We start from the raw sequence: 19,904 nt of genomic DNA, 5'->3' as shown, positions 1-19,904 counted from the left end.
TCCTTCCGCCAAAAATAAAAGTTCTTGCCGGCGAAAGCGGTCGGGCATCACCTGCCGATATAGGCGGCCAGTTCGTCCGGCGTCCCGTTCGGGAAGGCCTGTTTCAGAAAATCCAGGAACGCCGACACGCGCGGGCTGAGCAGCCGCCGGGAGGGGTAGAGCGTCCAAAGAGCGATCTCAGGGGCGTCGATGTCCCCCCAATTCACCAACGTGCCGTCAGCCAAATCGTGGGCCACCAACGAAATGGGAAGACGTGCCGCACCGACCCCCGCCCGCACCGCATCGCGCACCATAATGAGCGTTCCCAAAGCGAGGACCGGCTCGATTTTGATCGTCGACCGGCCACCCTCGGTCTTCACGTGCCATGTTTGCCGTTCGCCTTCCCGCGCGCAACGGCAGGGGCCGGTCCACCGGTGCGAGGAAGGTGAGGGCTCGCCACGACGACCAGCCGGTCGCGGAGAAACGCCCGTCCGACCAAGCTTTCGTCGGGATCCGGGTTGACCCGGATCACCAGGTCGTAGCCTTCCTCGATCATGTCCACAGCCCGGTCCTCCGTCGTGACCTCCAGCCTCACCTCCGGAAATTTGAGGGCAAATCCCGCGGCGATCCTCCCCATCGCGGTCTGAGAAAAAAGCAGGGGCGCGCTGATCCGCAGTCTCCCCTTGGGTCTTTGACCGCCCGAGGCGATCGCCGCGGCCGTCTCGTCCAGTTCGGCAAGCAACGCCCCCGTCCGCTCGAAAAGCGCCCGTCCTTCCTTGGTCAGCTTCAGGTTGCGCGCACCCCGTTCAAACAGGCGCAGGTCAAGGCTGCTCTCCAAGTCTCCAACGCGCCGCGACAGGGTTGCCTTGGGCCGGCCGGTGGCCCGTGCCGCCTTGCCGAAACCGCCATGGCGGGCAACGAGGTTGAAATCGGTGAGGGCCAGAATATCCATAGGTGTTCCACCAGTGAGACGGTGCGTCTAAAATTTCGGTCTGTTTGAGTGTTTGTGAGCCACACATATTGGGGCTGTCAAGCAACCCAACAGGAGAAATTCCATGACCATCCTCGTTACCGGCGCCACAGGCAATGTTGGCCGCCAAGTCGTCGAGCACCTCGTCAAGCGCGGCGCCGACGTCCGTGCTCTCGTCCGCGATCCGTCGAAAGCCAGCTTCCCGGCAGGCGTATCGGTCGCGCAAGGCGACTTTCTCGATGTCGATTCACTGCGCAAAGCCATGTCCGGCGTTTCCACCCTGTTCCTCTTGAACGCCGTGGTGCCGGACGAATTCACCCAGGCTTTGGTCGCGCTGAACGTCGCCCGATCGGCGGGCATCGAGCGGATCGTCTATCTCTCGGTGATCCATGCCGACGTGTATGTGAACGTGCCGCATTTCGCCGGCAAGTTCGGCGTCGAGCGAATGATCGAGCAGATGGGCTTCCAGGCTACGATCCTGCGCCCGGCCTATTTCATCCAGAACGACCTGATGATCGAAGACGTCATCACCGGCTACGGCACCTACACAATGCCGATCGGCGCCAAAGGCCTCGCCATGGTCGATGTGCGTGATATCGCCGAGATCGCCGCTCTCGAGCTGCTGCGCCGCGAACGGTCCGCGGAGCCGCTTGCGCTCGAGCGGATCAACCTCGTCGGTCCGCAGACACTGACCGGGACGGATATCGCGGCCATCTGGTCCGACGTGCTCGCCCGGCCGATCAGCTACGGCGGCGACAACACCGAAGGTTTCGAGCAGAATCTCAAGCAGTTCCTGCCTGCCTGGATGGCCTACGACATGCGCTTGATGGGCGAACGGTTCCTGACCGACGGCATGCTGCCCGAGGCCGGCGACGTCGAGCGCCTGACCACGCTTCTGGGCCGCCCGCTGCGCCCCTATCGCGACTTCGCCTCGCAAATCGCCGGCTCCGCCTGACGGAACGGCTCTGGTCATCACCAGGGGGTACAGAAACAGCAGGGCGGCCTTTTGAGGAGGGCGCCTAGCTGTGGCGAGGTCCGCCATCGCTTCATCAAAGAGCACAATCAGGAACCGCGACTCTTCGTCTGGCGGGCCCGATCCAGACTAAATCTTCGCCGCCGTCAGGCGCAGCCACCAAACGTTGGAATCAATCCGCTAGGTTGGGGCACCCCAATTGTCCGCAGCACCAGTCAATCGCAGGAATTTTGAAGTGGAGCCGTTGACATGCACGCTTTCATGATTCTGAATGTTTACTGACTTGGGGGATAAAAATGAAGAGATTTTGGGCTGCTGCGGCCGTTCTATTGTCGTTGCCATGTCTATCGATTGCCCAAACCAACGCGACCGAAAATGCCAGCTTTCCGCAATCCTCCTGCGTATCTAAGGCATCCGGCTTCAAAAACAGCCTGCAAGCCAGAGTTTACCCAAGGATTGACGGTACAGACACGCTAGTTCTGTTCGACCCGAAGGGCGGCTTTGAGAGGTCATTCCAGAATATGGAAAGGTACCGTCTGTTGGCCGCCAAAGCGATGGCGGTGGCGGATGGTTGGGCTGTCTTTGGTGTGACGGAGAAAGGCGGGAAACCCATAGGCTTTGTGGTTCAATATATGCTTGGCGATCCGGATACGAAGACCTGTGAGGTGTTGCCGTCCTCCCCCGAGATTGCCTTGGTGAACGACATGCCTCCCACGATCCTCAAGCAATACGCGGAAATGCTGGCGAACGATGATAGCGGAAACGAATTTGCGATCCGCTCTCGTCTGGCGCAGATGTTTACGAAGAACAAGGAAGATGAGAACGCACCAAAGATTATCACTGATAACGCCCCTTTAACGGTCGAACCCAATTTTGATTTCGAAAAATCCACATGCAAAGCACCGGCGCCCGAATTTCCTAGGGCGATTGCAGTTCGTGTTTTCCCGTCGCTCAGCAATTTAACTCAGCTGACCTTGCGAGATGGCATGACAGAGTGGAAGCCTGATCTTTCCGGCGTCCACTCCAACACGTCTGCAAGCTTCTTGCTCTACGGTGCCCGGGACGCGTGGGCTGTTTATGCCATGACACCCGATAATCAGTTCCGGGTCCAATACATGGCCGGTGATGCATCCGGCAAATCGGCGAACTGTATCAAAGTGCCGGATAAGCCCGTTGACGTATCCATCGAAGGAATGGCCCTCACGGCGGTGAGCATGTACCTCCAGAGGTTGACCGGCGACAATTCCGGGACGGGAGATGAACTGCGCGCAAAGCTCAAGAAGTTTGTGGCGGGTGCTGCCGCACCGGCCGATTCGCTTGGACCGTCTCCGTTGATGCACCTACCCCAGCCCGTATATCCCTTTCTCGCAGCAATGCAGCTATGCGACACCAACGAGGACGCGTCTTTCCAGGATAATTTTCTCACGATCGAGGACATCGACGGAGATGGCGACGACGACTACCTATTCGACATGAAGGGTGTTCGGTGTGTCGGCAAAGATGGCAGGGATCACGGGATTACCGGCAATCACGCAGCAGGCCTGACAATTCTGACTACCACGAAAAATGGCATCGAAAAGGTTTTTGACGAGCCCGTCTTCAGTGCCGAGATCAGGAGATTCAAAGGATATGCTACTGCGATGATATCCTACGAGTTTTCGATGAACGATCATCCGAGAAAATATCTGATCTTCAAGGATGGCAAGGTTACAAAAGCCAAAAAACCGCAAAACGGCGGCAAGGTAGTTTATCGATTTGGAATTGAGTAGCGCTCTAAGTGCACCTCAAAATCAGCCCGCATGTTATGTATGGATTCTAGCGATCAACAGCCCTTACATTTTCCGTATGCAAGAAATTCTTGGCAAATCGAATCGGCCCTATGATGGGCTAAGTAGAAAATGGGAGACCGTCCATGCGCATCCCGCCATTGTCCTAGTCGCTCTGTTGCCGGTGACCGCGGACGCGGCACCAGGCTCTGTGACACGACCGGCTCTGGGTGAATGCACTAGCTGACCGGTACGGGACAAATGCGCGTTCGGCCGGAACAGCCCTACTGCAGGGTGGCCGGACCAGGCCTGTCGCGTTGGGCGATCACGTGCTCGCCCTCGTCACCGCCGAGGCCATCCACGAACAGACCAGCCACGCCGTCGAAATTGGTGAGCCCGTCGAATTCAATTGCGGCGCCAATCAGCTGGGCTGCCTGGAAGACAAGGTATTCGACGTCCTCGAGAGCGATGTTTTCGGCCAGGTTCCTGACCCTTACATGTTCCGCCACCGCCGTGATACTGACGATGCCGGTCTTCCTGAAGGCGATCTGGACCGCTGAACGGACGTCATCGCGCAGTCGCGCCGAGTAATCATACCGCATCGAAACCTCCCAAAGGGAACGGTTTTCTGTTCAGGTTGCACAATGCGGCAGAGGCTTCGTCTTGGCAAGTCACGAATTAAATAATATCTAAACAAATCAGCTAGTTAGCATAGTTATGCAAGTATGCGCCTTACGCCGAATACCATCAGGCTCATCATGCGCATGAGAAGCAGTTCACTCATCGCGAGGTCTTGACGCACTAGGAGCGCTTTCCTAACTATTAGGTAAGCGAGTTGAATACTCATTCGAGGTATCGGGATCCTGAGCGAGGGAGCGCGATGACTGAACTGGAACGCCCGGAACGGTTGCAGATCATGCTGACGTCAGACGAGCTGGCTGCGCTGGAAAACTGGCGCTTCGACAAGCGTATGCCGAGCCGTTCGGCCGCGGTCAGGGAATTGCTGCGGCGCGGGCTTGCCTCGGACGGCTTCCTGACGGCGGAGCAAGGGGCGAAGTCGCAAGACTTCGGCATCCTGCCAACCGCCGGCGGCAACGGCATTTCCGAAAGCGGCAAGGAGTAGCGGGTCACCGCGCGTGAGCCGCTCGAGTCCTTTCAGGCTGCCGGTCGCCGCAACGCGGTGCCGGCCGGCCCAGCGGACCATAACTCTCGATTCAGAGGATGTTGGTCGTCACTTCGACGACGATCGCGGCACCTTCCAGGCTGCCATTGGTGACGTGCACGACACGCGATACCCGCAGATCCTGCGTGGTTCCATCGATCGACAGCGCAACGCTTTCGCCGATCCGCGGAACCGCCTGAAAAACCGCGTCCGTGGCCTCCGGCCGGTTGTCGATCGATATGCGGCAGTTGACGGTCATGAGATGTCTCCTGTGTCGGCCCGGTGGTCAACGCGGGGTCCGCGAAATGGTTTCAGGAGCCGGATGCAACTTGATGGCGCCCGGATCCGTAAAGCAGTAATTGCTCCATTGTTCATCGTAACGGAGCAACAGGGCTCGCCGGGGAGGGCGTTGGGGCTGCCCCGGCGAGCTTGATCCGCCTTACCAGGGGCGTGGCATCACCGGGGTATGGAGACGAGTTTCGGCGCTCGCAATTCCCCGGCCATCCTTGCCGCCTGGAAAATTGTCATCAAAACCAGGATGGGCTCACCCTCGGTCGGGTTGATGGTCAGCACGACGCGGCCAAGCTCGTCGCTCATGCCGCAAGACCAGTCCTTGACGGCTATCACCTTTCTCGCGGCCATATGCCGTTCTCCTGCACGGGAGGTTCTCTGCCGGCTAAGCCGTCTGGAGTTGGTCGACAGAACCTTCGCCTGACATTGCAACCAGCCGAAATGCGGCAAATGCGGCCAATATCATGAAAACCGCCGTGACGTTCAGGGACATCGTCGACGCAAGGACGCCCCCGTCAAAGCAACTCAGTTCCATGCGCTGTACCCCTTCAAGCCACTGACGGCCTGGATGATGATCCTGCTTCGAGTGAAATACAAGCGCGCGCTAATGTGCTGAAGTCGGCTGGCCAGTCTGCGCGCGGCTCCGAACCAGCCAAGCGCTTGGTTGCTGGTTCCCGCTCAAGGGCTCGAACCTCGATTCACGCCTTCAAAGGGCGCTGTCCTACCATTAGACGAAGCGGGAAAATGCACGTTGCGCCCCACCCCTAGCCGGTTCGCGCGCCGGGATCAACGCACTGCGGCGGCAAAGCCGATTGGAAGCGCGGTGTCAGTCCGGAAAGTTGGTGACAGGTTCCTCGCAGCGGTAGACCGGGCAGCTGCCGTCACGGGTCGGGACATAGGCCGACATCGGCACCTCCGGCCAGTCGCATTCGTTGCCGAACTGCCTGACATAGCGGTCATAGGTGTTGGGGCCGGTGGTCAGCACCACGGCATGGCGGCTTTGGAGCAGTTGCCGGAGTTGGTCGCAACTCATCGTGCGGGTGTCGGGCCTGGCTTCGGCGAGGCCGGTCGCGGCAAGCAGGATCGCTGCCATCATCAAGGCAATTCGGCGCATTGGCATGGCTGTTCCTCGAATGGACATATCGGGCGAAACTCGCATCCCGGCGGGTGGTTCCGCAACCGCCGGCTGGCCGTCTGTGGCGGGCGCAACCAAATGGTCCGTCGCGCATTGCTGGGGATGGATGGCAGGAAGCCCTACGAAACCCCGCAATGGCGGCCCGGAAACGGGGATCGCGAGGCCATGTGCTGTTCTTTCTGCGGCGGGCGCGACCACAGCTATGAGGACTGTCCGCAAAGGGAGGCTTCGGCCGAGCCAGTGCCTGTTGCTCCGCCCGACGACCCCGGCTCCGAAGAAGCAGGCCGATGAGACCGACAAGGCGAACCGGTCACCCGGCTTGCCGCGGCTCGACGGGATCGGCATTTACGGCCGCCGGGGCCTTGCCGGAACGAACGACCGGGCGCCATCGTGAAATGCCTGTCGGCGACCGCAAATGCGGAATGTTGCGCACCGACTGCAACCAAAATGCCCGGTCAGGCATTGCTGGCTCAAGGGGAAATCTACACGCAGGCCCGGACTCTGGCCGGACGCGGCCAAGTGGGGCCAAGACGGGGCAATGACAGAATTGGCAAGCATCGACAGCCTGCTCGAAATCACTGCCCACGCGCGGTTGGCGGCGATTGTCGATTCATCCTTCGACGCCATCGTCAGCAAGGATCTGAACAGCATCATCACCAGTTGGAACGCGGCGGCGCAACGCATGTTCGGCTACACCGCCGAAGAGGCCGTCGGCCGCTCCGTGCTCATGCTCATCCCCGATCATCTCAAGGATGAAGAGACCGACATCATCAGCCGGGTTCGCAGGGGCGAGCTGCTGGCCAGCTACGAGACGATCCGCCGGCGCAAGGATGGCGGGCTCATCGCCGTGTCGCTGACCATTTCACCGATCAGGAACACGTCCGGCGAGATCATCGGCGCCTCGAAGATCGCCCGCGACATCACCGCCAGCAAGGAGAGCGAGCGCCGGATCAGGCTTTTGCTCCGCGAGGTGAACCATCGCGTCAAGAACCAGTTCGCGGTGATCCTCTCGATGATCCGAGAGACCAGTAAACGCTCGACCGATCCGCGTGAATTCGAGGAGTTGATCCGTTCCCGCATCATGGCGCTGTCGCGGTCGCACGATCTGCTGGTGAACTCGGAATGGGCCGGCGCCAGCCTCTTCGACCTTGCCCAGGAGCAGCTCAAGCCGTTCGGTCACGAGGCGCGGGTATCGCTGTCGGGACCGCTTTTGACCTTGCAGCCGAATGCCGTGCAAAATCTCGGCATGGCGTTTCATGAACTCGGCACCAACTCTTCCAAATATGGCGCGCTGGCGAGCGAGGCCGGGCGGCTCGAGATCACCTGGCGGATCGTCGAAGGCGCTTCGGACAAGCTGGAAATCCATCTGCTCTGGGACGAGACGATGCCGGTGCGTGAGGGAGAGCGTCGGGACGAAAGCACGCGCAAGGGTTTCGGCACCGTCGTCCTGCAACGGGTCGCGCCGCAATCGCTGAACGGCCTGGCGGTGCTGGATCGCAGCCCGGGCCATCTCAGCTGGTCGCTGACGGCGCCGCTGGATTCGATCATCGTTCCGCAGTTGGGCGCCGACCTGCCTGAAACCGAAACGTCCTGAGCGCTTGAGGGTCGTTCCATCAACACCCCGACAGATGCAATTTCAAAACGGCCGCACCCTTGCCGCATCCGGCGATGGATTCAGGAACCGTGACCCGGCGGCCGCGTTGTGGCGTCAAGCTTTCGGAGGGGACATCATGGAACAGCTCGTCGAGGAATTCGGCCATCCCACCTACACCTCGTTTCCGGTCATCGCGGCAAGGCTGTTGCTGGCGACGCTCTACGGCGCGGTCATCGGTTTCGAGCGCGAATGGCGTAACCGCCCGGCCGGGCTTCGCACGCATATTCTCGTCTGCGTCGCCGCCGCCACCTTCGGCATCCTGACGATCGAGATCGTGCATGCGCCGATGTTCGCGCGGGAAGCCGTCAAGGTCGATCCGATCCGGGTGGTCGAGGCGGTGACCGCCGGCGTCGCCTTCCTCGCCGCCGGCTCGATCATGTTTTCGCGCGGCGAGGTGCATGGGCTGACGACCGGCGCCGGCATGTGGCTGGCGGGCGCGATCGGCGTAGCCTGCGGCCTTGGTCTTTGGCAGGTGGCCGGGTTCGGCACGCTGATCGTACTGGTCGTTGCCGGCTTCCTGCACCGGTTCGAACGCGGACCCGGCCTTGCCGCCGGTGATGAAGGCAGTCAGGCCAAGGTGCAGAAGGAGGCGGCCTCGACCCCATCAAAGGGAAGGCGAAGGTAATTCCGATCGCGGGGAGATGCCGTGACCGGTCTCACTGAAGAAGCCGGCCAGCAGATCGGCCGTCCGCGGCGGGTTCTCCTCGGGAAAGAAGTGTCCGCCCGGCATCGGCTGGCCGCGCACGTCGTCGGCCCAGCCGCGCCACAGCGCCAGCGGCCCGCCTTCGCCGGCGTACCAATCCGCCAACGCGCCCTGACCGCTCCATAGCGCCAGCAGCGGGCAGCGGATGCGCCGGCCGGCTGCCTTGTCGGCATGGTCATGCTCGCGGTCGAGCGTGGCTGCCGCCCGGTATTCCTCGCAGATGGCATGGATGTGGGCAGGCGCGCGCAAGGCATCGACATAGGCCTGACGTACTTCGGCTGGAAACGCCGATGACGACGAGCCCCAGCCGTCGAGCGCATTGTCGACGATCGCCTCGGCAGTGCCGGACAGGATCTTTTCCGGCAATGGCTCGGGCTGCGCCAGCAGCGACCATGGCCAATAGCCCAGCGCCAGCCTGGCGTCGGCCCGGTCCCATGCATCGGCGGTCGGCACGATGTCGAGGACGGCGAGCCTGTCGATGCTGCCCGGATGGTCGAGCGCCATGCGGTAGGCGACACGCCCGCCGCGATCATGGCCGGCGACCATGAAGCTGCTGAATCCCAGCTTTTCCATCAGCCTCGTCATATCGGCGGCCATGGCACGCTTGGCATAAGGTGCGTGGTCCGGAATGGATGCCGGACAGGAACTGCGGCCATAGCCGCGCAGGTCAGCACAGACAACGCTGAACCGGCTGGCCAGGGCGGGCGCGATGTCGCGCCACATCAGATGCGTCTGAGGAAAGCCGTGCAGCAACAGCAATGGCGGCCCGCCGCCGGCACGCAGGCAGAATATGTTGGCATCGCCGGTGTCGATTTCCGCGCTTTGAAAACCGTCGAACATCACCGCCTCCGGCACGCGCAACGGCCGGCAAACGGATTTGGTTGCAATGCCGCCCGGCGAGGCGGCCAACCTTTTTCGTCGACAGGCGTTGTCCCTGTGAAGGGAAGGTCGCCGCGGGCGGCCGTGAAAGAAAGAAGGAGGCAGTGATGAGAACTCTCGCCATCATGCCATTCGGCCTTATGCTGGCGCTGGCAGTGCCGGCCGCGGCACAGCAGCAGAACGACAGCCAGGCGCCGCAGGCCGACAAATGCAGGGCTCAGACCGGACAAGGGGCAAAACAGCAGCCTGGACAGCAGGACGGCAATTTGACCGCGAAGCTTAACGATTGCGGCGGCGTGCTGAAACCGCCCCCGACGGGCGACCAGGGCATGGCGGCGCCGGCCCCCGACGAAGGCAAGACGCCGGTGATCAAGCCGGGTGAAGTGCCGCCCCAGCCACCGAAGCAATAAACGCCGCTGGCTGGTATTATCGCGCAAGCTAATGGAACCTCGTTATCTCAGAAGCGTTTCTCTCACGACTTGAAATTCGAAGAGATTATCGTGAGAGATATTGCGACCACGGCCACGTTGCTTGCCTCGATAGCCATCGTGATTGCCTTGATTCTTCTGGCGCCGAAGAGTTTTGGCTTCGAAACCTCTCAACCGATTGTCCAGGGCGAGCTTCCAACGAAATGACAAAGCAGGCGAGGCATGATGCCCCGCCTGTTTCCGTTTATGGAAACCGCTATCGCACCAAGACGCCGGCGTGGCTGCAGAGCGCCGCGAAGGCTTCCTGCGCCTCGGCGGCGCCTGTCTGGGTTTCCAATGCGGCTTCGACCTTCTCGCGCGCCGCCTGGTAGAACGGGCCGCGCTTGGCCTGCGGCCAATCGATCAGGATTTCGCTGGCATCCCTGAGCGTGGTGACGTCGCGGATCGTGTCCGACCCGTGCGGCTTGATCCGCATCGGCGTGGGCAAAATGAGCTCGGACATAGCCTGTTTTCCAATTACTGCAGGAGTTTTGCTTCGCGCGCGGCGTCGATCACCGCCCGCATCGCTTTTTCCGGCGGCGTCCAGCCGTCCAGCGCATCGCGGCAGCTGCGCAACGCTGCCCGGTAGCGCCGTCCCTGGCCAGCCGGCCAGTCGCCGAGGCATTCCAGGCCTTCCCAGGCGCTGCGGATGATGCGCTCGCGCTCAGGCGCGAATTTCAGCCTGACGGGGCGGGGAAACATCTTGTCGTTCAACGGTCGTCTCCATGATTGCCGCAAGTCGCCGGGCGACATGCGTGAGAGGCATCCGGTAACGTCGGCGGCAGGGCAGGGTTCCCTTGCCCAGAGATCAAATCTCGGCGTCGATGTCAGACAGCGATCTCGGTGTTGGCGCTTCGGCGTTGTGCGCCGTTGGGCGGTCATGCTCGAACTGTTCGGCGCCGGGCCAAGCGTGCAGCCAGGTCTCGCGCCTGGAGGTCCACAATTCATATTCGGGCACCAGATCGGTCGGCGCAATGTCGAGGCTGCCGATCGCCACCTCGGCTTCGTTGTCGTCGACCCAGGCGACGCGGCCGCCGCATGTCGGGCAAAAGCTGCGCGTGCCATAGGAGCTGACGAGGCCGGTGGTCTCGAAAGCCTCGCGCGGCCAGATGGCAAAGGCCGAATAGACCGAACCGCCGGCCTTGCGGCAATCCTTGCAATGGCACAAGCCGACGCGCAACGGCGCGCCGTGAACCTCGAACTGCACGCCACCGCACAGGCAACTGCCGGTCCTGCGTATGGTGTCGGACATGACGCCCTCCCTCAATACGTGGCGCTGCGGGCCGGGTGGGACAGATGCTCGTCTGCCGTTTCGTTGGCCAGGATGAGAAACCGGGAAAAAGACATCCTGTTCACCGTACCACCAGGCCCGGTTGACACGGCCCGCAGCATCTTCAACGCCGCCCAGGCGAAATGGTTTCGGCTAGCCGCGGGCCGCCATATGGGCGTCGAGCTTCTTGCGCGAGGGTCCGTAGCGCTTGATGATGGTCTGTGCCTCGCTTGGCGGAATGCCGTACTTGCGGGCAAAGGCGGCAACCTCGTAGGGCTCTTCGCTCGAGACCAGCTTGCGGTCCTGTTTCGTCTTCGACTTGTCGTCAGCCATCTCAGGCCTCGCTTTCTGTTGTCGGGGAAACGCGCAACCTTCGGCGCCCGCGATCAACACGACATAACACAGATCGGCGCCGCCGGTTCCACCCGGCGACACGGCCAGTCCGGAACCGGCCTGTATCAGGCCGATGGCCGCATGGGGTCGGCGTCGGCAGCGTGGTCGCCGTCACATTCGGAGCATGCCGCGCTGAGGCCGGGGCAGCCGCGCCGGTGGGTGCCGGCAGGGCAGCAATGGCCGTTGGAACTCGTCCAGCGCGGGCATTGGAAGACCTGGCCAGCGCCGCCGCAGCCGCTGCATTCCAGCGTCGCCGACCGCACGCCACGAGATATCGCCCCAAACCTGACGCTTGTTCGCAAATTTCAGCCCACCCAAAATCGCTGCACCGGCACACCGCTGCATTAGCCCCGGCTAACAATATCACGTCCGTGATTACCAACAAGTTTCAATCGCGCGAGGCGCGGGAGAGCCGTTCGGGCCGGCGCGTCGTCAGGCCGGCTTCAGCCGCATCGCGGCGAGATACATGAGCGCCGAGGAGGCCTGTCCGCGGTCCCAGCCGGCGGCCTCGACCTTGCGGAGCAGGGCGTCGAGATGCGGAGCCAGCATATCCCTGCATTGCTGTTCGTAGGCGGTGCTCATCGCCGGATGCTGCGGTGCGTCGATGGTCAATGCCTTGGCCATGTCCGTTTCCCCCTTTGAGCGAGCAACACTATACCGTCAGCCGGCAAACCGAAAATCGTTCGGTGGGTGCGAGGCTTCGAGGCCTGCTTCGACCCGCGGCAAGCGCCCTGTCGAGAAAAGTTGGCCTGGCGTGTCGGACTTGGCGCCCGCCGTGCGTCCTAGGAGCGAGCAACCCGCAAAGCTGGAGAACGAGCATGTCGTCGCAAATCATTCAATCGCCGTGGCAGACCGCGGCCCTTCTCATCGCCCGGCTGATCTTCGCCGGCGTCTTCCTGATGGCCGTGACCTTCAAATTCATGGGCATGGCGGCCACCGCCGGCTATATCGCCGCCGCCGGCTTTCCGTTTCCGCTGTTCCTGGCCTGGTGCGCGGCGATCCTGGAAGTCGCGTTGGTGCTGTGCTTCCTGACCGGCGCCTTCTTCTCGCAGGCGGCCCTTGTCGCCGCCGCCTACGTGCTGTTCCTCGCTTTTGCCTTCCACGGACCCAGCCACTGGGCCGGCAACCAGGCCGAGTTCGGCTTCTTCATCGACCATTTCTCGTTCATGGCCGGACTGCTGTTTGCGGCCGTGCATGGACCGGGCAAGGTGCTTTCGCTCAATTCGGGATGGCCGGGCAGGGCTTGAGGCGAGGGCAGCGGGCCACTGCGGACGCACGCCGGCCCGCCGGCACCGCTCACAGCTGGTCGTTGTAGGGTTCCTTGATCTTGCCGACCATGCGGGCCAGCTTCGAAAAGGACGGCATCTCCGCCTCCGGCTGGCACTGGTTGGCGAGTTCCAGCAGCCGGATCGGGAAGTTGACGGCGTCGCGGCTGGACGCGGACATGCCTTCGGACCGCTCCTGGTTGGTTTCGCCGGCCTCGGTCTTGCGCAGGGCCAGGTCGATTTCCTCTGCCGTCAGCACCCCCTTTTGAACCAGGAGGCGGTTGATCGAGGCGACGGCCATCAACAGGCCTTCGAGTTGCAGGTTGGCGACATTCATGGCGATTGCTCCCGTGGCTGGGGTTGAAACGCGCGAGCGGCATTTCCGCTCCAGAAAGGCTGCGGGCGAACGTCTATTCCTGCGTCAGCCGTTCGCCATATTCGCGCCACAGCGCCTTGACTTCCAGGGAGCCTAGGCTGCCGATCGAAACATCCCCACAGCTGATGGCGACGGCGCCGATGTCGTATTGGGGGTAGGCGTTGGCGACGAAACGGATGGCTTCGCCCAGCGAACGCACGCGGATGACCGGATCGGCCTGACCCTGGCCGGTGCTGCGCACCCCGGAAACCGTGGCCGGTGCATGTCGCATCCTGAACACGGATGCCATGGCTGGTCTGTCCATCGTCCTCTCCCACAAGGCCGTGCGACGGGAATCATTCCATGAGCTTCAACGAATGATTTCACACCTGCCGGCTTATGACCAGCCGCCGACGCTGAACCCTGTGATCGGCACCGACGACATTGTGCTGTCGTTCTACCAGTCCGACGACACAGTCGGGGATATCCAGGCAGCCGCGCAAGGCATCATCGACCAGGCCCAGGCCGCTGCGGACGTAGCGACGGGCGCCATGACAACCGTGCTCGATCCGCAATTCGCGACCAAGGCGACGGCGGAGGCATTTTCCCCACCGATAGCACCCACATACATCCGCACCGCCTTCTACGACAGCTCTCAGGTGGCAGGCAGTGGCGCTGTGTACCGCAAGAATGGAACGAATGTCGGGGATTTGGTGATCATGCTGAGCGATGGCATGACGAAGACAGGCTATACGCTCGCCTCGACCCCGGTGACGGCATCAATGCTCGGGGCGCGTGGTAACGGTACAAATGCCACGGCTGCTATCAGTGCACTGCTCGCGGGCAGCTATCCGCATGTGCTGATTGACGGCTCCTACCAGACCGACGGCAACCATACGATCTCGACAGCGAAGAAGCGCGTCGAATGCCTGGGCGGCTCTGCCCTGATCCTGCGCGCGCCAGTCGGTGCCGTTACCGGCCACCATCCCGTCATCGATATCGCTGCCGATGACGTCCTGATAGACGGGGACCTCACGATTGATGGTGGATCACATGCCGGCTACCAGGCTTCTATCGGTATTCGCGTCGGCCTCTCCACTGGTGCACGCCGGAAGCGGCCGACAATCCGCGGCGTGAAAGTCCGTAATCTCGGCCTTGCCGGTGTGATGGCGCTCTGTGTCGACAGCCCGACGATTGAGGACATTGACGGCTATAACATCGTCACGCCAACCGGCGGCGAGTTTGGCGACACGGTTTACGTGGCCGGCGTCCGCAAGCCGATCGTGCGCAACATCCGGTCGGCGAAGTGCAAACGCGACGGTGTCGTGTTGACCTATACGGGGAATCTAAACACCACCGACGTGTTGGTCGACGGGGTTTTCGCCGATGCACATCTCGACAGCCCCTCCGCCGGTGTCTGGGTGGAGATGACCGGTGCGCGAGATCCGCGAGGGATCATAACTAACGTGGTGGCGAATGACTGTCTGATTGGCGTAGCTGCGACTGACGCCAACAGCGAGATCGTCATTTCGAATGTCAAGGCAATCGGCAACCGGCTCTCCGGTAGTTCTGCCGGTAACGTCTTCGGCGTTCAGATTCAGTCGGGCCGGCTCGATAACTGGTACATCGATCGCTACAACACAGCCCTGCAATTGGAGCCAAACGGCGAATATCAGTTCGCCCTCAGCTCGCAAGTTGGATCGTTTGCGATTGGCGAAACGGTCAGCGGCGGCACCTCTGGCTCCACCGGAACCCTGCGGTTCCAACATTTTGAAATCGTCATCGCCGGCTCAACCGTCGAGTATGAACTCGGTGAGACGGTGACAGGCGGTTCATCCGGCGCGACGGGCATCTTGGTCGACTTCTTTGCCAACGTGCTGAGGGTCTTGCCGATGAGCGGAACGTTTCAGGCCGCTGAAACAATCACTGGAGGCACCTCTGCGATTGCCAAAACGGCAAACAGCGCGGCCCGGCGCATCTATGTGCGCGGTTCGGCCGGCATCTTTCGGGCTGGCGAGACGATCACGGGCGGAACGTCAGGTGCCACAGCCGTAATCGCCGCGCCCTACCAGACGCCACTTGCGATCGGCCCGGGCACGTTGATGAACTGCTCGACCGACGCCATTGTCGTTGCGAACGTAGTGACACCGGCGAGCGTTAGCCTTTCCGGCATCAGGGGAAACATCCAGTCGCATGGCATCCGGTTCAACCTATCCGTGGGCCAACGGCTGCGCAAAGCCAGTCTCAGGGACATCGCCCTGAAGAACCCGACCTCCATTGGCGTTGCCTTTCGGGTAACCACCGGCGGCGCGATAGACGAAATGCTGGTCGATGGTTTCGACATGTCGGAATGGGTTGGTGATGGCACCGGCAGTTCCATCACGGCCGGCATCGTGACCAGGTTTATTGGCGGCAACAATCCCGGTCTACAGGGGACGTTGGGTGTGCCGATCAATCTGACCGTCAACACAACGCTGTCTGGGCTTCACAACCGGGCACTCTGCCACAACAACGGCGCCGGCGCGACGTGGACACATACGCTGCCGCCTGCCGTGCCTGGCCTTCGGATCGGCTTTGCCGGAGTACACGCAACCCATGTCATGAACATCGAGCCCAGCGGGACGGACACGATCAAGGGCGGCGGTGCAGGAAAATATCTCATTCTCGATCCCGGCGAGCGCGTGGTGCTGGAGGCCTATACAGTAGGCATGTGGGTGGTCAGCGCGGCAATCGGCTGGGCTGGCGATTTTGAGCTGTAGGCCTTGTCGTTATGTGATACCGAATCGGCTAAGTTGCATTTTCGATCCAAATAGTCGAACGAGAGATATGGTCTTCGTTCTGTGGGCAATGGTGGCAATGACCACCCTTATACTTGTAGCCCGGCACAATCGGGTGTCCGTCATCGCGATTGGATATATAGGCCTGCTTGCCTATTCTGTGCCAGCGCTGATCGGCTACACCCGGCCAATAAATGCCAGAGGGTTGGTGCCCTATCTTGAGCCGGCTTCGTCGGGAGCAATCGGCGTGATGGCCGCTGCTTGGCTAGGATTCGGTTTGGCGCTTCTTCTCTTGTCCTCAGATGCCGACACGGCTCCCCCCAGGCACCAACTGCATCTAATACGGGTGACGTGGTTCATCCGATGCGCGCTGATCATCTCTCTGGCGTGCTACGCATGGATGACAAACCGTGCGGGCCTCCAGTGGTTTGCGATGGAGCGCGCTGACATCTATGGCGCTGTCGGAGGGCTTATCTCTGTCGTGTGGCGGTGGGTGAGCGGCATCGGGCTTCTGACATCCATCTATTTCGATAGATTCTGGGGGCGAGGTGGGCGCATCACGCAGACCATTTTGATCGTGATGGTGGCCCTTAATGCCATTGCTGGCGATCGAACCGTTCCTGTCATTCTGGCTATGGCGTTCTCTGTCGTTCTCATGTGGGAGTGGCCGGTAACGAGGGCCGCCTTCAATTGGCGAATGTGGTGCATAGGGGCAGCGACCCTCGCTGTCGTCTTCTTCATGAAGCCTTTCTATCTGGCCTACAAGCGAGACCTGCCATTCGGCGTGATGCTGACCAGCGGCTCCGATCCGATGGCTATGGTCGCCTCCTGGGAAGCGTTCGGCACCCATGAAAACATCGAGGGGCTAATCAGAACGAACACAACCTACCCATGGTGGAACACGGTTCGCGACACCTTGGCGCAACTCCTGATTCAGCCGTCAGCGTTCGGCTTCGACAGTACCGGGTTCAATACTGTGTTGCAGACCCAGATATTCTCGCAGGCCAGTTATGGCCTCGCCGGCAGCTTGTGGGGGCAAGCGTGGGCGATGGGGGGCGTCCCCATCGTGATCATCTTCGGACTTCTCTACGGGCTTACGCTTGTAATGCTGCACCGCGCTTCGCTCCAGAGTAGGGGAATGTGGTTCTTCTTCTGGATCATTCTCGGCAGTGTCATTGGTGTCTATGCACACCGGAATGCCTTGGAAAATATGCTGGCCCAAGCACGTCAGCCGTTAGTCGGGTTTATGGCAATTCAAATCTTGGTCTGGATTCTGCTCTTTGGGCGCTTCCACAAGGCTGTTCAGCTTAGACCGATGGCATCGTCGCGCAATTGATGCATGCGATGGCTCATCGGCGCCTTGTGCCCCAAGCATAAGCCCGCGTGTCTGATGCCACGAGCCGACGCATACCATATTGTCCCTGCCTCTCGATCTGCTCTATCGCTTCCACGACGCCGTCAAACTGCCCTGGTGTGACGTCGTCGAAAACGATTACGTCTCCCGCTAGTTGCAGCTCAGAAACAGCCCGATATTCGAGTAAGACATTTTTCGTTGTGTGCTGCGCGTCGATGAAGGCGAAGTGGATTCTGTTCACTCCGACTTTCGGCAATTGGACAAGGGAATCGCCCTGAAGGAACACGATCCGATCTGACAAAGATTGCCACGGCTTGAGGAGTTCCGCGCGCGTCTTGCGCCCGCCGTGATCGTCGATGCAGTTCCAGTAGAACCGATGGTTATGCGACAGCACGTCCAGAGTGATGATGTGGCCGGCAGCGCTAGCGTCCTGCAAAGCCTTTGCCATGCAGAGTGACGAGAAGCCGCGCGCTGTGCCGGTCTCGACAATGGTGGTGAACGGTCGCGGGTTACTCGCAAGCTCGCGTCGTAAAAGGCTGTAGAGCACTCGGCCGTGCGGGTAAGCCAAGGTGCTCTTCTTGATGGTGATCTGCGTATGCAGGGCCAGATTGTCGAGCCATTCGCGGTCGATAGCGAAGCCGGTGTCGGCCTCCAGCCGGTCAATCTCCGGATACTCCACTCGCCGCGCTATCTCGAAAAGCCGCAAGTATTCTTCCTTGGAAGCTCGAATGCGGGAGCCAAGCGGGTCGTTGTTCCATCGTCGGTCTATCGCTGCCGCTAGACGCTCGAAGGCAAAACGTTGGACCGCGCCGACGTAGTTTCTCATCCCAGCACCCCCGAAGCATGACCGTTCTACAGCCGCAAACCGATTCGCGGCAAGGCGATCAAGCCGGACAACGCCAACCAAATCCAAACCCGAAACTGAACAACTGCCCGGAAGGGCAGAAAGGAAACACCATGGACCGCAACTTCGCGCGGGCGCTTGCGCTTGTTCTCAAATCGGAAGGCGGGTGGTCGGACAATCCGGCTGATCCCGGCGGCGCCACCATGAAGGGCGTGACGCTTGCCAGCTTCCGCCGCTATGTGAAGGCCGACGCGACGAAGGCGGATCTGCGTGCGATCAGCGACGCGCAGGTCGCCACCGTCTATCGCCGCTTCTACTGGGACGCTGTGCTCGGCGCCGAATTGCCCGATGGCGTCGACCACGCGGTGTTCGATTTCGCCGTCAACAGCGGGCCTGGCCGGGCAGCCAAATATTTGCAGGCGGCCGTCGGCGTTGCGCAGGACGGGCGGATCGGACCGGTCACCGTCGCGGCGGCCAAGGCAAAGCCGGCCGGTGTGACCATCGATGCGCTTTGCGATGCGCGGCTGGCGTTCCTCAAGCGGCTGCCGACATGGGCGACATTCGGGCGCGGCTGGTCGGATCGGGTCAGGTCGGTGCGGGTTCAGGCCCTGCTGATGTCGGCGCAGCGCCCCGCGGCACCGGTGACCGCGGCGCCGCCACCCAGGGTCGAAACATTGCCCAATGGGGCGTCGTCGATCCAGCCCGTGCCGCCGGCGCCTGGCGGTAAGGCGGCTGCCGCGGCCGGCATCCTCGTTCTCCTGGCCGGAGCACTCGCGGCTTTCCGGCATCAGGTCGCCGCTCTTTTGGGGAGCCTGTTTCGATGAGATGGTTCAACACCAATGCGCTGCACAATCTCCTCAACACGCTGATCGCCATCATCTGCGGCGGCGCGCTCGCCGGCTTCGACTGGACGCTGCTCGGCGTGAGCGACCGCACCGCGCTTCAGATCAGCGGGAGCCTGGCACTGCTGAAGATCATCATCAACGCGGTGCGTGACGGGCCGCGCGGCATGGTCGCGCCGCCGGCCAAGGAGACATGAGGTGGGAACAATCACCCTCGCGCTGCTTGGCCAGGCCTGGCCGTATCTTCTGGCAATGGGCGCCGCGCTTGCCGGTGTCTGGACAGCTTATGCCAAGGGCAAGGCCAGCCAGAAGGCCAGGCAGTATGCCGCCGACGCCGCGGCGCGCACCGAAGCCCAGAAGATCGACGATGCCGTCGCCGGCCGGGCGCCGGACGACAACAGAGGGAGGCTGGCCAGATGGTCAAAATCATAGCGCTCTCGCTGCTGCTGGCCGGCTGCACCACATCAGGCGGATCGTTCTGCGCGGCCGGGCATCCCATCCGGCCGACAAGGGCAGAGGCGGCGGCCCTTTCCGACGCGTCGGTGGCGGCGATCCTGGCTCACAACGAAAAGGGCCAGAAACTTTGCGGCTGGAGGCCATGATGAACGATCTTTTCGACCTGCTCGGCATCAAGGGACCGGTCGTGGCGGCGGGGCTCGCCGGCGGCGTTCTGCGCGCGCTGTCGCGGCATCGCTACAAGCTGCGCGAAATGGTGGCCTCGCCGATCTGCGGCGCGCTTGCGGCGGCGTATCTGACGCTGCCGGCGGTTTCCTACGCCAGGATCGCCGGCCTGCCGATGCCCGATCCCGCCGACGACACCACCAC

General features: G+C 61.8%; 28 protein-coding genes, 1 tRNA gene and 1 pseudogene. 15 read left to right on the top strand and 15 right to left on the bottom strand.

Annotated elements, in window-relative coordinates; translation table 11 throughout:
- Nucleotides 1-47: 47 nt before the first annotated feature.
- Nucleotides 48-931 (bottom strand): annotated as a pseudogene (locus EN955_RS13560) (LysR substrate-binding domain-containing protein).
- A gap of 103 nt (nt 932-1,034) precedes the next feature.
- Between EN955_RS13560 and EN955_RS13555 the strand changes: the two are divergent.
- Together EN955_RS13555 and EN955_RS13550 are read left to right on the top strand one after the other, a co-directional pair.
- Nucleotides 1,035-1,904 carry an NmrA/HSCARG family protein gene (locus EN955_RS13555; protein ID WP_024501613.1) on the top strand — a complete coding sequence of 290 codons (870 nt, stop codon included), beginning with the start codon at nt 1,035-1,037 and terminating at the stop codon, nt 1,902-1,904.
- A gap of 314 nt (nt 1,905-2,218) precedes the next feature.
- Nucleotides 2,219-3,691 carry a hypothetical protein gene (locus tag EN955_RS13550; RefSeq protein ID WP_024501612.1) on the top strand — a complete coding sequence of 491 codons (1,473 nt, stop codon included), beginning with the start codon at nt 2,219-2,221 and terminating at the stop codon, nt 3,689-3,691.
- A gap of 281 nt (nt 3,692-3,972) precedes the next feature.
- On the opposite strand, the gene EN955_RS13545 is transcribed toward EN955_RS13550, so the two are convergent.
- Nucleotides 3,973-4,290 (bottom strand): hypothetical protein, encoded by a 318-nt coding sequence (locus EN955_RS13545; protein ID WP_024501611.1) that lies wholly within the window; start codon nt 4,288-4,290, stop codon nt 3,973-3,975.
- 278 nt (nt 4,291-4,568) lie between these two features.
- Here EN955_RS13545 and EN955_RS13540 point away from each other — a divergent pair, with 278 nt between their 5' ends.
- Complete coding sequence (locus tag EN955_RS13540; protein ID WP_013530767.1) at nt 4,569-4,811, top strand: hypothetical protein; 243 nt, start codon at nt 4,569-4,571, stop codon at nt 4,809-4,811.
- Nucleotides 4,812-4,902: 91 nt separating this feature from the next.
- On the opposite strand, the gene EN955_RS13535 is transcribed toward EN955_RS13540, so the two are convergent.
- The 4 genes from EN955_RS13535 to EN955_RS13520 form a co-directional block, all read right to left on the bottom strand.
- Nucleotides 4,903-5,109 (bottom strand): hypothetical protein, encoded by a 207-nt coding sequence (locus EN955_RS13535; protein WP_013530768.1) that lies wholly within the window; start codon nt 5,107-5,109, stop codon nt 4,903-4,905.
- 197 nt (nt 5,110-5,306) lie between these two features.
- A complete protein-coding gene (locus tag EN955_RS13530; protein WP_013530769.1) occupies nt 5,307-5,492 on the bottom strand; it encodes a hypothetical protein in 186 nt (61 codons plus the stop codon).
- 317 nt (nt 5,493-5,809) lie between these two features.
- Nucleotides 5,810-5,883 (bottom strand) — tRNA-Gln (locus tag EN955_RS13525).
- A gap of 84 nt (nt 5,884-5,967) precedes the next feature.
- The gene (locus EN955_RS13520; RefSeq protein WP_024501610.1) at nt 5,968-6,261 is read right to left on the bottom strand and encodes a hypothetical protein; all 294 of its coding nucleotides are present in this window, start codon (nt 6,259-6,261) and stop codon (nt 5,968-5,970) included.
- Nucleotides 6,262-6,814: 553 nt separating this feature from the next.
- Here EN955_RS13520 and EN955_RS13510 point away from each other — a divergent pair.
- Nucleotides 6,815-7,870, top strand: a complete 1,056-nt coding sequence (locus EN955_RS13510) for a PAS domain S-box protein (protein WP_024501609.1) — start codon at nt 6,815-6,817, stop codon at nt 7,868-7,870.
- Nucleotides 7,871-8,006: 136 nt separating this feature from the next.
- Nucleotides 8,007-8,555 carry an MgtC/SapB family protein gene (locus EN955_RS13505; RefSeq protein ID WP_024501608.1) on the top strand — a complete coding sequence of 183 codons (549 nt, stop codon included), beginning with the start codon at nt 8,007-8,009 and terminating at the stop codon, nt 8,553-8,555.
- Here EN955_RS13505 and EN955_RS13500 read toward each other — a convergent pair.
- On the bottom strand, nt 8,535-9,473 hold the full coding sequence (locus tag EN955_RS13500; protein WP_024501607.1) for an alpha/beta hydrolase: 939 nt from the start codon (nt 9,471-9,473) through the stop codon (nt 8,535-8,537). The two genes, EN955_RS13505 and EN955_RS13500, sit on opposite strands and share 21 nt — an antisense overlap.
- Nucleotides 9,474-9,619: 146 nt before the next feature.
- On the opposite strand from EN955_RS13500, the gene EN955_RS13495 reads away from it, so the two are divergent.
- The gene (locus EN955_RS13495; RefSeq protein WP_024501606.1) at nt 9,620-9,922 is read left to right on the top strand and encodes a hypothetical protein; all 303 of its coding nucleotides are present in this window, start codon (nt 9,620-9,622) and stop codon (nt 9,920-9,922) included.
- 90 nt (nt 9,923-10,012) lie between these two features.
- Nucleotides 10,013-10,147: a hypothetical protein gene (locus tag EN955_RS35870; protein ID WP_255337188.1), complete on the top strand. Its 135-nt coding sequence runs from the start codon at nt 10,013-10,015 to the stop codon at nt 10,145-10,147.
- Nucleotides 10,148-10,196: 49 nt separating this feature from the next.
- Here EN955_RS35870 and EN955_RS13490 read toward each other — a convergent pair whose 3' ends face one another.
- The 5 genes from EN955_RS13490 to EN955_RS13470 all read right to left on the bottom strand — a co-directional run bounded on the left by EN955_RS13490 (nt 10,197) and on the right by EN955_RS13470 (nt 12,266).
- Nucleotides 10,197-10,442 carry a DUF982 domain-containing protein gene (locus EN955_RS13490; RefSeq protein WP_024501605.1) on the bottom strand — a complete coding sequence of 82 codons (246 nt, stop codon included), beginning with the start codon at nt 10,440-10,442 and terminating at the stop codon, nt 10,197-10,199.
- A gap of 14 nt (nt 10,443-10,456) precedes the next feature.
- Nucleotides 10,457-10,693: a DUF982 domain-containing protein gene (locus tag EN955_RS13485; RefSeq protein ID WP_024501604.1), complete on the bottom strand. Its 237-nt coding sequence runs from the start codon at nt 10,691-10,693 to the stop codon at nt 10,457-10,459.
- 94 nt (nt 10,694-10,787) lie between these two features.
- Complete coding sequence (locus EN955_RS13480) at nt 10,788-11,231, bottom strand: GFA family protein (protein ID WP_024501603.1); 444 nt, start codon at nt 11,229-11,231, stop codon at nt 10,788-10,790.
- 171 nt (nt 11,232-11,402) lie between these two features.
- The gene (locus EN955_RS13475; protein WP_024501602.1) at nt 11,403-11,582 is read right to left on the bottom strand and encodes a DUF3606 domain-containing protein; all 180 of its coding nucleotides are present in this window, start codon (nt 11,580-11,582) and stop codon (nt 11,403-11,405) included.
- Nucleotides 11,583-12,074: 492 nt separating this feature from the next.
- Nucleotides 12,075-12,266, bottom strand: coding sequence for a hypothetical protein (locus EN955_RS13470; protein ID WP_024501600.1), 192 nt, complete (start codon nt 12,264-12,266; stop codon nt 12,075-12,077).
- A 194-nt stretch (nt 12,267-12,460) separates the two neighbouring features.
- On the opposite strand from EN955_RS13470, the gene EN955_RS13465 reads away from it, so the two are divergent.
- A complete protein-coding gene (locus EN955_RS13465) occupies nt 12,461-12,889 on the top strand; it encodes a DoxX family protein (protein WP_024501599.1) in 429 nt (142 codons plus the stop codon).
- Nucleotides 12,890-12,938: 49 nt separating this feature from the next.
- Here EN955_RS13465 and EN955_RS13460 read toward each other — a convergent pair whose 3' ends face one another.
- Both EN955_RS13460 and EN955_RS13455 read right to left on the bottom strand, forming a co-directional pair.
- Complete coding sequence (locus tag EN955_RS13460; RefSeq protein ID WP_023813813.1) at nt 12,939-13,244, bottom strand: hypothetical protein; 306 nt, start codon at nt 13,242-13,244, stop codon at nt 12,939-12,941.
- Nucleotides 13,245-13,317: 73 nt separating this feature from the next.
- On the bottom strand, nt 13,318-13,587 hold the full coding sequence (locus EN955_RS13455) for a hypothetical protein (RefSeq protein WP_024501598.1): 270 nt from the start codon (nt 13,585-13,587) through the stop codon (nt 13,318-13,320).
- A 52-nt stretch (nt 13,588-13,639) separates the two neighbouring features.
- Here EN955_RS13455 and EN955_RS13450 point away from each other — a divergent pair, with 52 nt between their 5' ends.
- Together EN955_RS13450 and EN955_RS13445 are read left to right on the top strand one after the other, a co-directional pair.
- Complete coding sequence (locus EN955_RS13450) at nt 13,640-16,021, top strand: hypothetical protein (protein WP_024501597.1); 2,382 nt, start codon at nt 13,640-13,642, stop codon at nt 16,019-16,021.
- 67 nt (nt 16,022-16,088) lie between these two features.
- Nucleotides 16,089-17,375 carry a hypothetical protein gene (locus EN955_RS13445; protein WP_024501596.1) on the top strand — a complete coding sequence of 429 codons (1,287 nt, stop codon included), beginning with the start codon at nt 16,089-16,091 and terminating at the stop codon, nt 17,373-17,375.
- Between the two features lie 13 nt (nt 17,376-17,388).
- Here the strand turns inward: EN955_RS13445 and EN955_RS13440 are convergent, their stop codons facing one another.
- A complete protein-coding gene (locus tag EN955_RS13440) occupies nt 17,389-18,219 on the bottom strand; it encodes a class I SAM-dependent methyltransferase (RefSeq protein WP_024501595.1) in 831 nt (276 codons plus the stop codon).
- A gap of 131 nt (nt 18,220-18,350) precedes the next feature.
- On the opposite strand from EN955_RS13440, the gene EN955_RS13435 reads away from it, so the two are divergent.
- From EN955_RS13435 to EN955_RS13415, 5 genes are all read left to right on the top strand, one after another.
- Nucleotides 18,351-19,061 carry a glycosyl hydrolase 108 family protein gene (locus EN955_RS13435; protein ID WP_024501594.1) on the top strand — a complete coding sequence of 237 codons (711 nt, stop codon included), beginning with the start codon at nt 18,351-18,353 and terminating at the stop codon, nt 19,059-19,061.
- Nucleotides 19,058-19,276, top strand: coding sequence for a hypothetical protein (locus tag EN955_RS13430; RefSeq protein WP_024501593.1), 219 nt, complete (start codon nt 19,058-19,060; stop codon nt 19,274-19,276). Before EN955_RS13435 ends, EN955_RS13430 begins: the two co-directional genes overlap by 4 nt.
- Before the next feature lies 1 nt (nt 19,277).
- Nucleotides 19,278-19,511 (top strand): hypothetical protein, encoded by a 234-nt coding sequence (locus EN955_RS13425; protein WP_024501592.1) that lies wholly within the window; start codon nt 19,278-19,280, stop codon nt 19,509-19,511.
- Nucleotides 19,496-19,681, top strand: coding sequence for a hypothetical protein (locus EN955_RS13420; protein WP_013530788.1), 186 nt, complete (start codon nt 19,496-19,498; stop codon nt 19,679-19,681). The genes EN955_RS13425 and EN955_RS13420 overlap by 16 nt, the downstream gene beginning before the upstream one ends.
- A partial coding sequence (locus EN955_RS13415; RefSeq protein WP_127223426.1) for a hypothetical protein occupies nt 19,681-19,904 on the top strand: 224 nt, incomplete at its 3' end. The genes EN955_RS13420 and EN955_RS13415, both read left to right, overlap by 1 nt.

The organism is Mesorhizobium sp. M7A.F.Ca.CA.001.04.2.1, from assembly GCF_003998485.1.
GTDB classification, from domain to species: Bacteria; Pseudomonadota; Alphaproteobacteria; order Rhizobiales; family Rhizobiaceae; genus Mesorhizobium; species Mesorhizobium ciceri.
Note: the sequence above shows the minus strand (reverse complement) of the source record. Positions and strands in the feature narration are given on the sequence as shown.

What these genes read in the sequence shown, in the direction of transcription:
- EN955_RS13555 (WP_024501613.1), top strand. Translation starts at nt 1,035, where the DNA reads ATGACCATCCTCGTTACCGGCGCCACAGGCAATGTTGGCCGCCAAGTC.
- EN955_RS13550 (WP_024501612.1), top strand. Translation starts at nt 2,219, where the DNA reads ATGAAGAGATTTTGGGCTGCTGCGGCCGTTCTATTGTCGTTGCCATGT.
- EN955_RS13545 (WP_024501611.1), bottom strand. Translation starts at nt 4,290, where the DNA reads ATGCGGTATGATTACTCGGCGCGACTGCGCGATGACGTCCGTTCAGCG.
- EN955_RS13540 (WP_013530767.1), top strand. Translation starts at nt 4,569, where the DNA reads ATGACTGAACTGGAACGCCCGGAACGGTTGCAGATCATGCTGACGTCA.
- EN955_RS13535 (WP_013530768.1), bottom strand. Translation starts at nt 5,109, where the DNA reads ATGACCGTCAACTGCCGCATATCGATCGACAACCGGCCGGAGGCCACG.
- EN955_RS13530 (WP_013530769.1), bottom strand. Translation starts at nt 5,492, where the DNA reads ATGGCCGCGAGAAAGGTGATAGCCGTCAAGGACTGGTCTTGCGGCATG.
- EN955_RS13520 (WP_024501610.1), bottom strand. Translation starts at nt 6,261, where the DNA reads ATGCCAATGCGCCGAATTGCCTTGATGATGGCAGCGATCCTGCTTGCC.
- EN955_RS13510 (WP_024501609.1), top strand. Translation starts at nt 6,815, where the DNA reads ATGACAGAATTGGCAAGCATCGACAGCCTGCTCGAAATCACTGCCCAC.
- EN955_RS13505 (WP_024501608.1), top strand. Translation starts at nt 8,007, where the DNA reads ATGGAACAGCTCGTCGAGGAATTCGGCCATCCCACCTACACCTCGTTT.
- EN955_RS13500 (WP_024501607.1), bottom strand. Translation starts at nt 9,473, where the DNA reads ATGTTCGACGGTTTTCAAAGCGCGGAAATCGACACCGGCGATGCCAAC.
- EN955_RS13495 (WP_024501606.1), top strand. Translation starts at nt 9,620, where the DNA reads ATGAGAACTCTCGCCATCATGCCATTCGGCCTTATGCTGGCGCTGGCA.
- EN955_RS13490 (WP_024501605.1), bottom strand. Translation starts at nt 10,442, where the DNA reads ATGTCCGAGCTCATTTTGCCCACGCCGATGCGGATCAAGCCGCACGGG.
- EN955_RS13480 (WP_024501603.1), bottom strand. Translation starts at nt 11,231, where the DNA reads ATGTCCGACACCATACGCAGGACCGGCAGTTGCCTGTGCGGTGGCGTG.
- EN955_RS13475 (WP_024501602.1), bottom strand. Translation starts at nt 11,582, where the DNA reads ATGGCTGACGACAAGTCGAAGACGAAACAGGACCGCAAGCTGGTCTCG.
- EN955_RS13470 (WP_024501600.1), bottom strand. Translation starts at nt 12,266, where the DNA reads ATGGCCAAGGCATTGACCATCGACGCACCGCAGCATCCGGCGATGAGC.
- EN955_RS13465 (WP_024501599.1), top strand. Translation starts at nt 12,461, where the DNA reads ATGTCGTCGCAAATCATTCAATCGCCGTGGCAGACCGCGGCCCTTCTC.
- EN955_RS13460 (WP_023813813.1), bottom strand. Translation starts at nt 13,244, where the DNA reads ATGAATGTCGCCAACCTGCAACTCGAAGGCCTGTTGATGGCCGTCGCC.
- EN955_RS13455 (WP_024501598.1), bottom strand. Translation starts at nt 13,587, where the DNA reads ATGGACAGACCAGCCATGGCATCCGTGTTCAGGATGCGACATGCACCG.
- EN955_RS13450 (WP_024501597.1), top strand. Translation starts at nt 13,640, where the DNA reads ATGATTTCACACCTGCCGGCTTATGACCAGCCGCCGACGCTGAACCCT.
- EN955_RS13445 (WP_024501596.1), top strand. Translation starts at nt 16,089, where the DNA reads ATGGTCTTCGTTCTGTGGGCAATGGTGGCAATGACCACCCTTATACTT.
- EN955_RS13440 (WP_024501595.1), bottom strand. Translation starts at nt 18,219, where the DNA reads ATGAGAAACTACGTCGGCGCGGTCCAACGTTTTGCCTTCGAGCGTCTA.
- EN955_RS13435 (WP_024501594.1), top strand. Translation starts at nt 18,351, where the DNA reads ATGGACCGCAACTTCGCGCGGGCGCTTGCGCTTGTTCTCAAATCGGAA.
- EN955_RS13430 (WP_024501593.1), top strand. Translation starts at nt 19,058, where the DNA reads ATGAGATGGTTCAACACCAATGCGCTGCACAATCTCCTCAACACGCTG.
- EN955_RS13420 (WP_013530788.1), top strand. Translation starts at nt 19,496, where the DNA reads ATGGTCAAAATCATAGCGCTCTCGCTGCTGCTGGCCGGCTGCACCACA.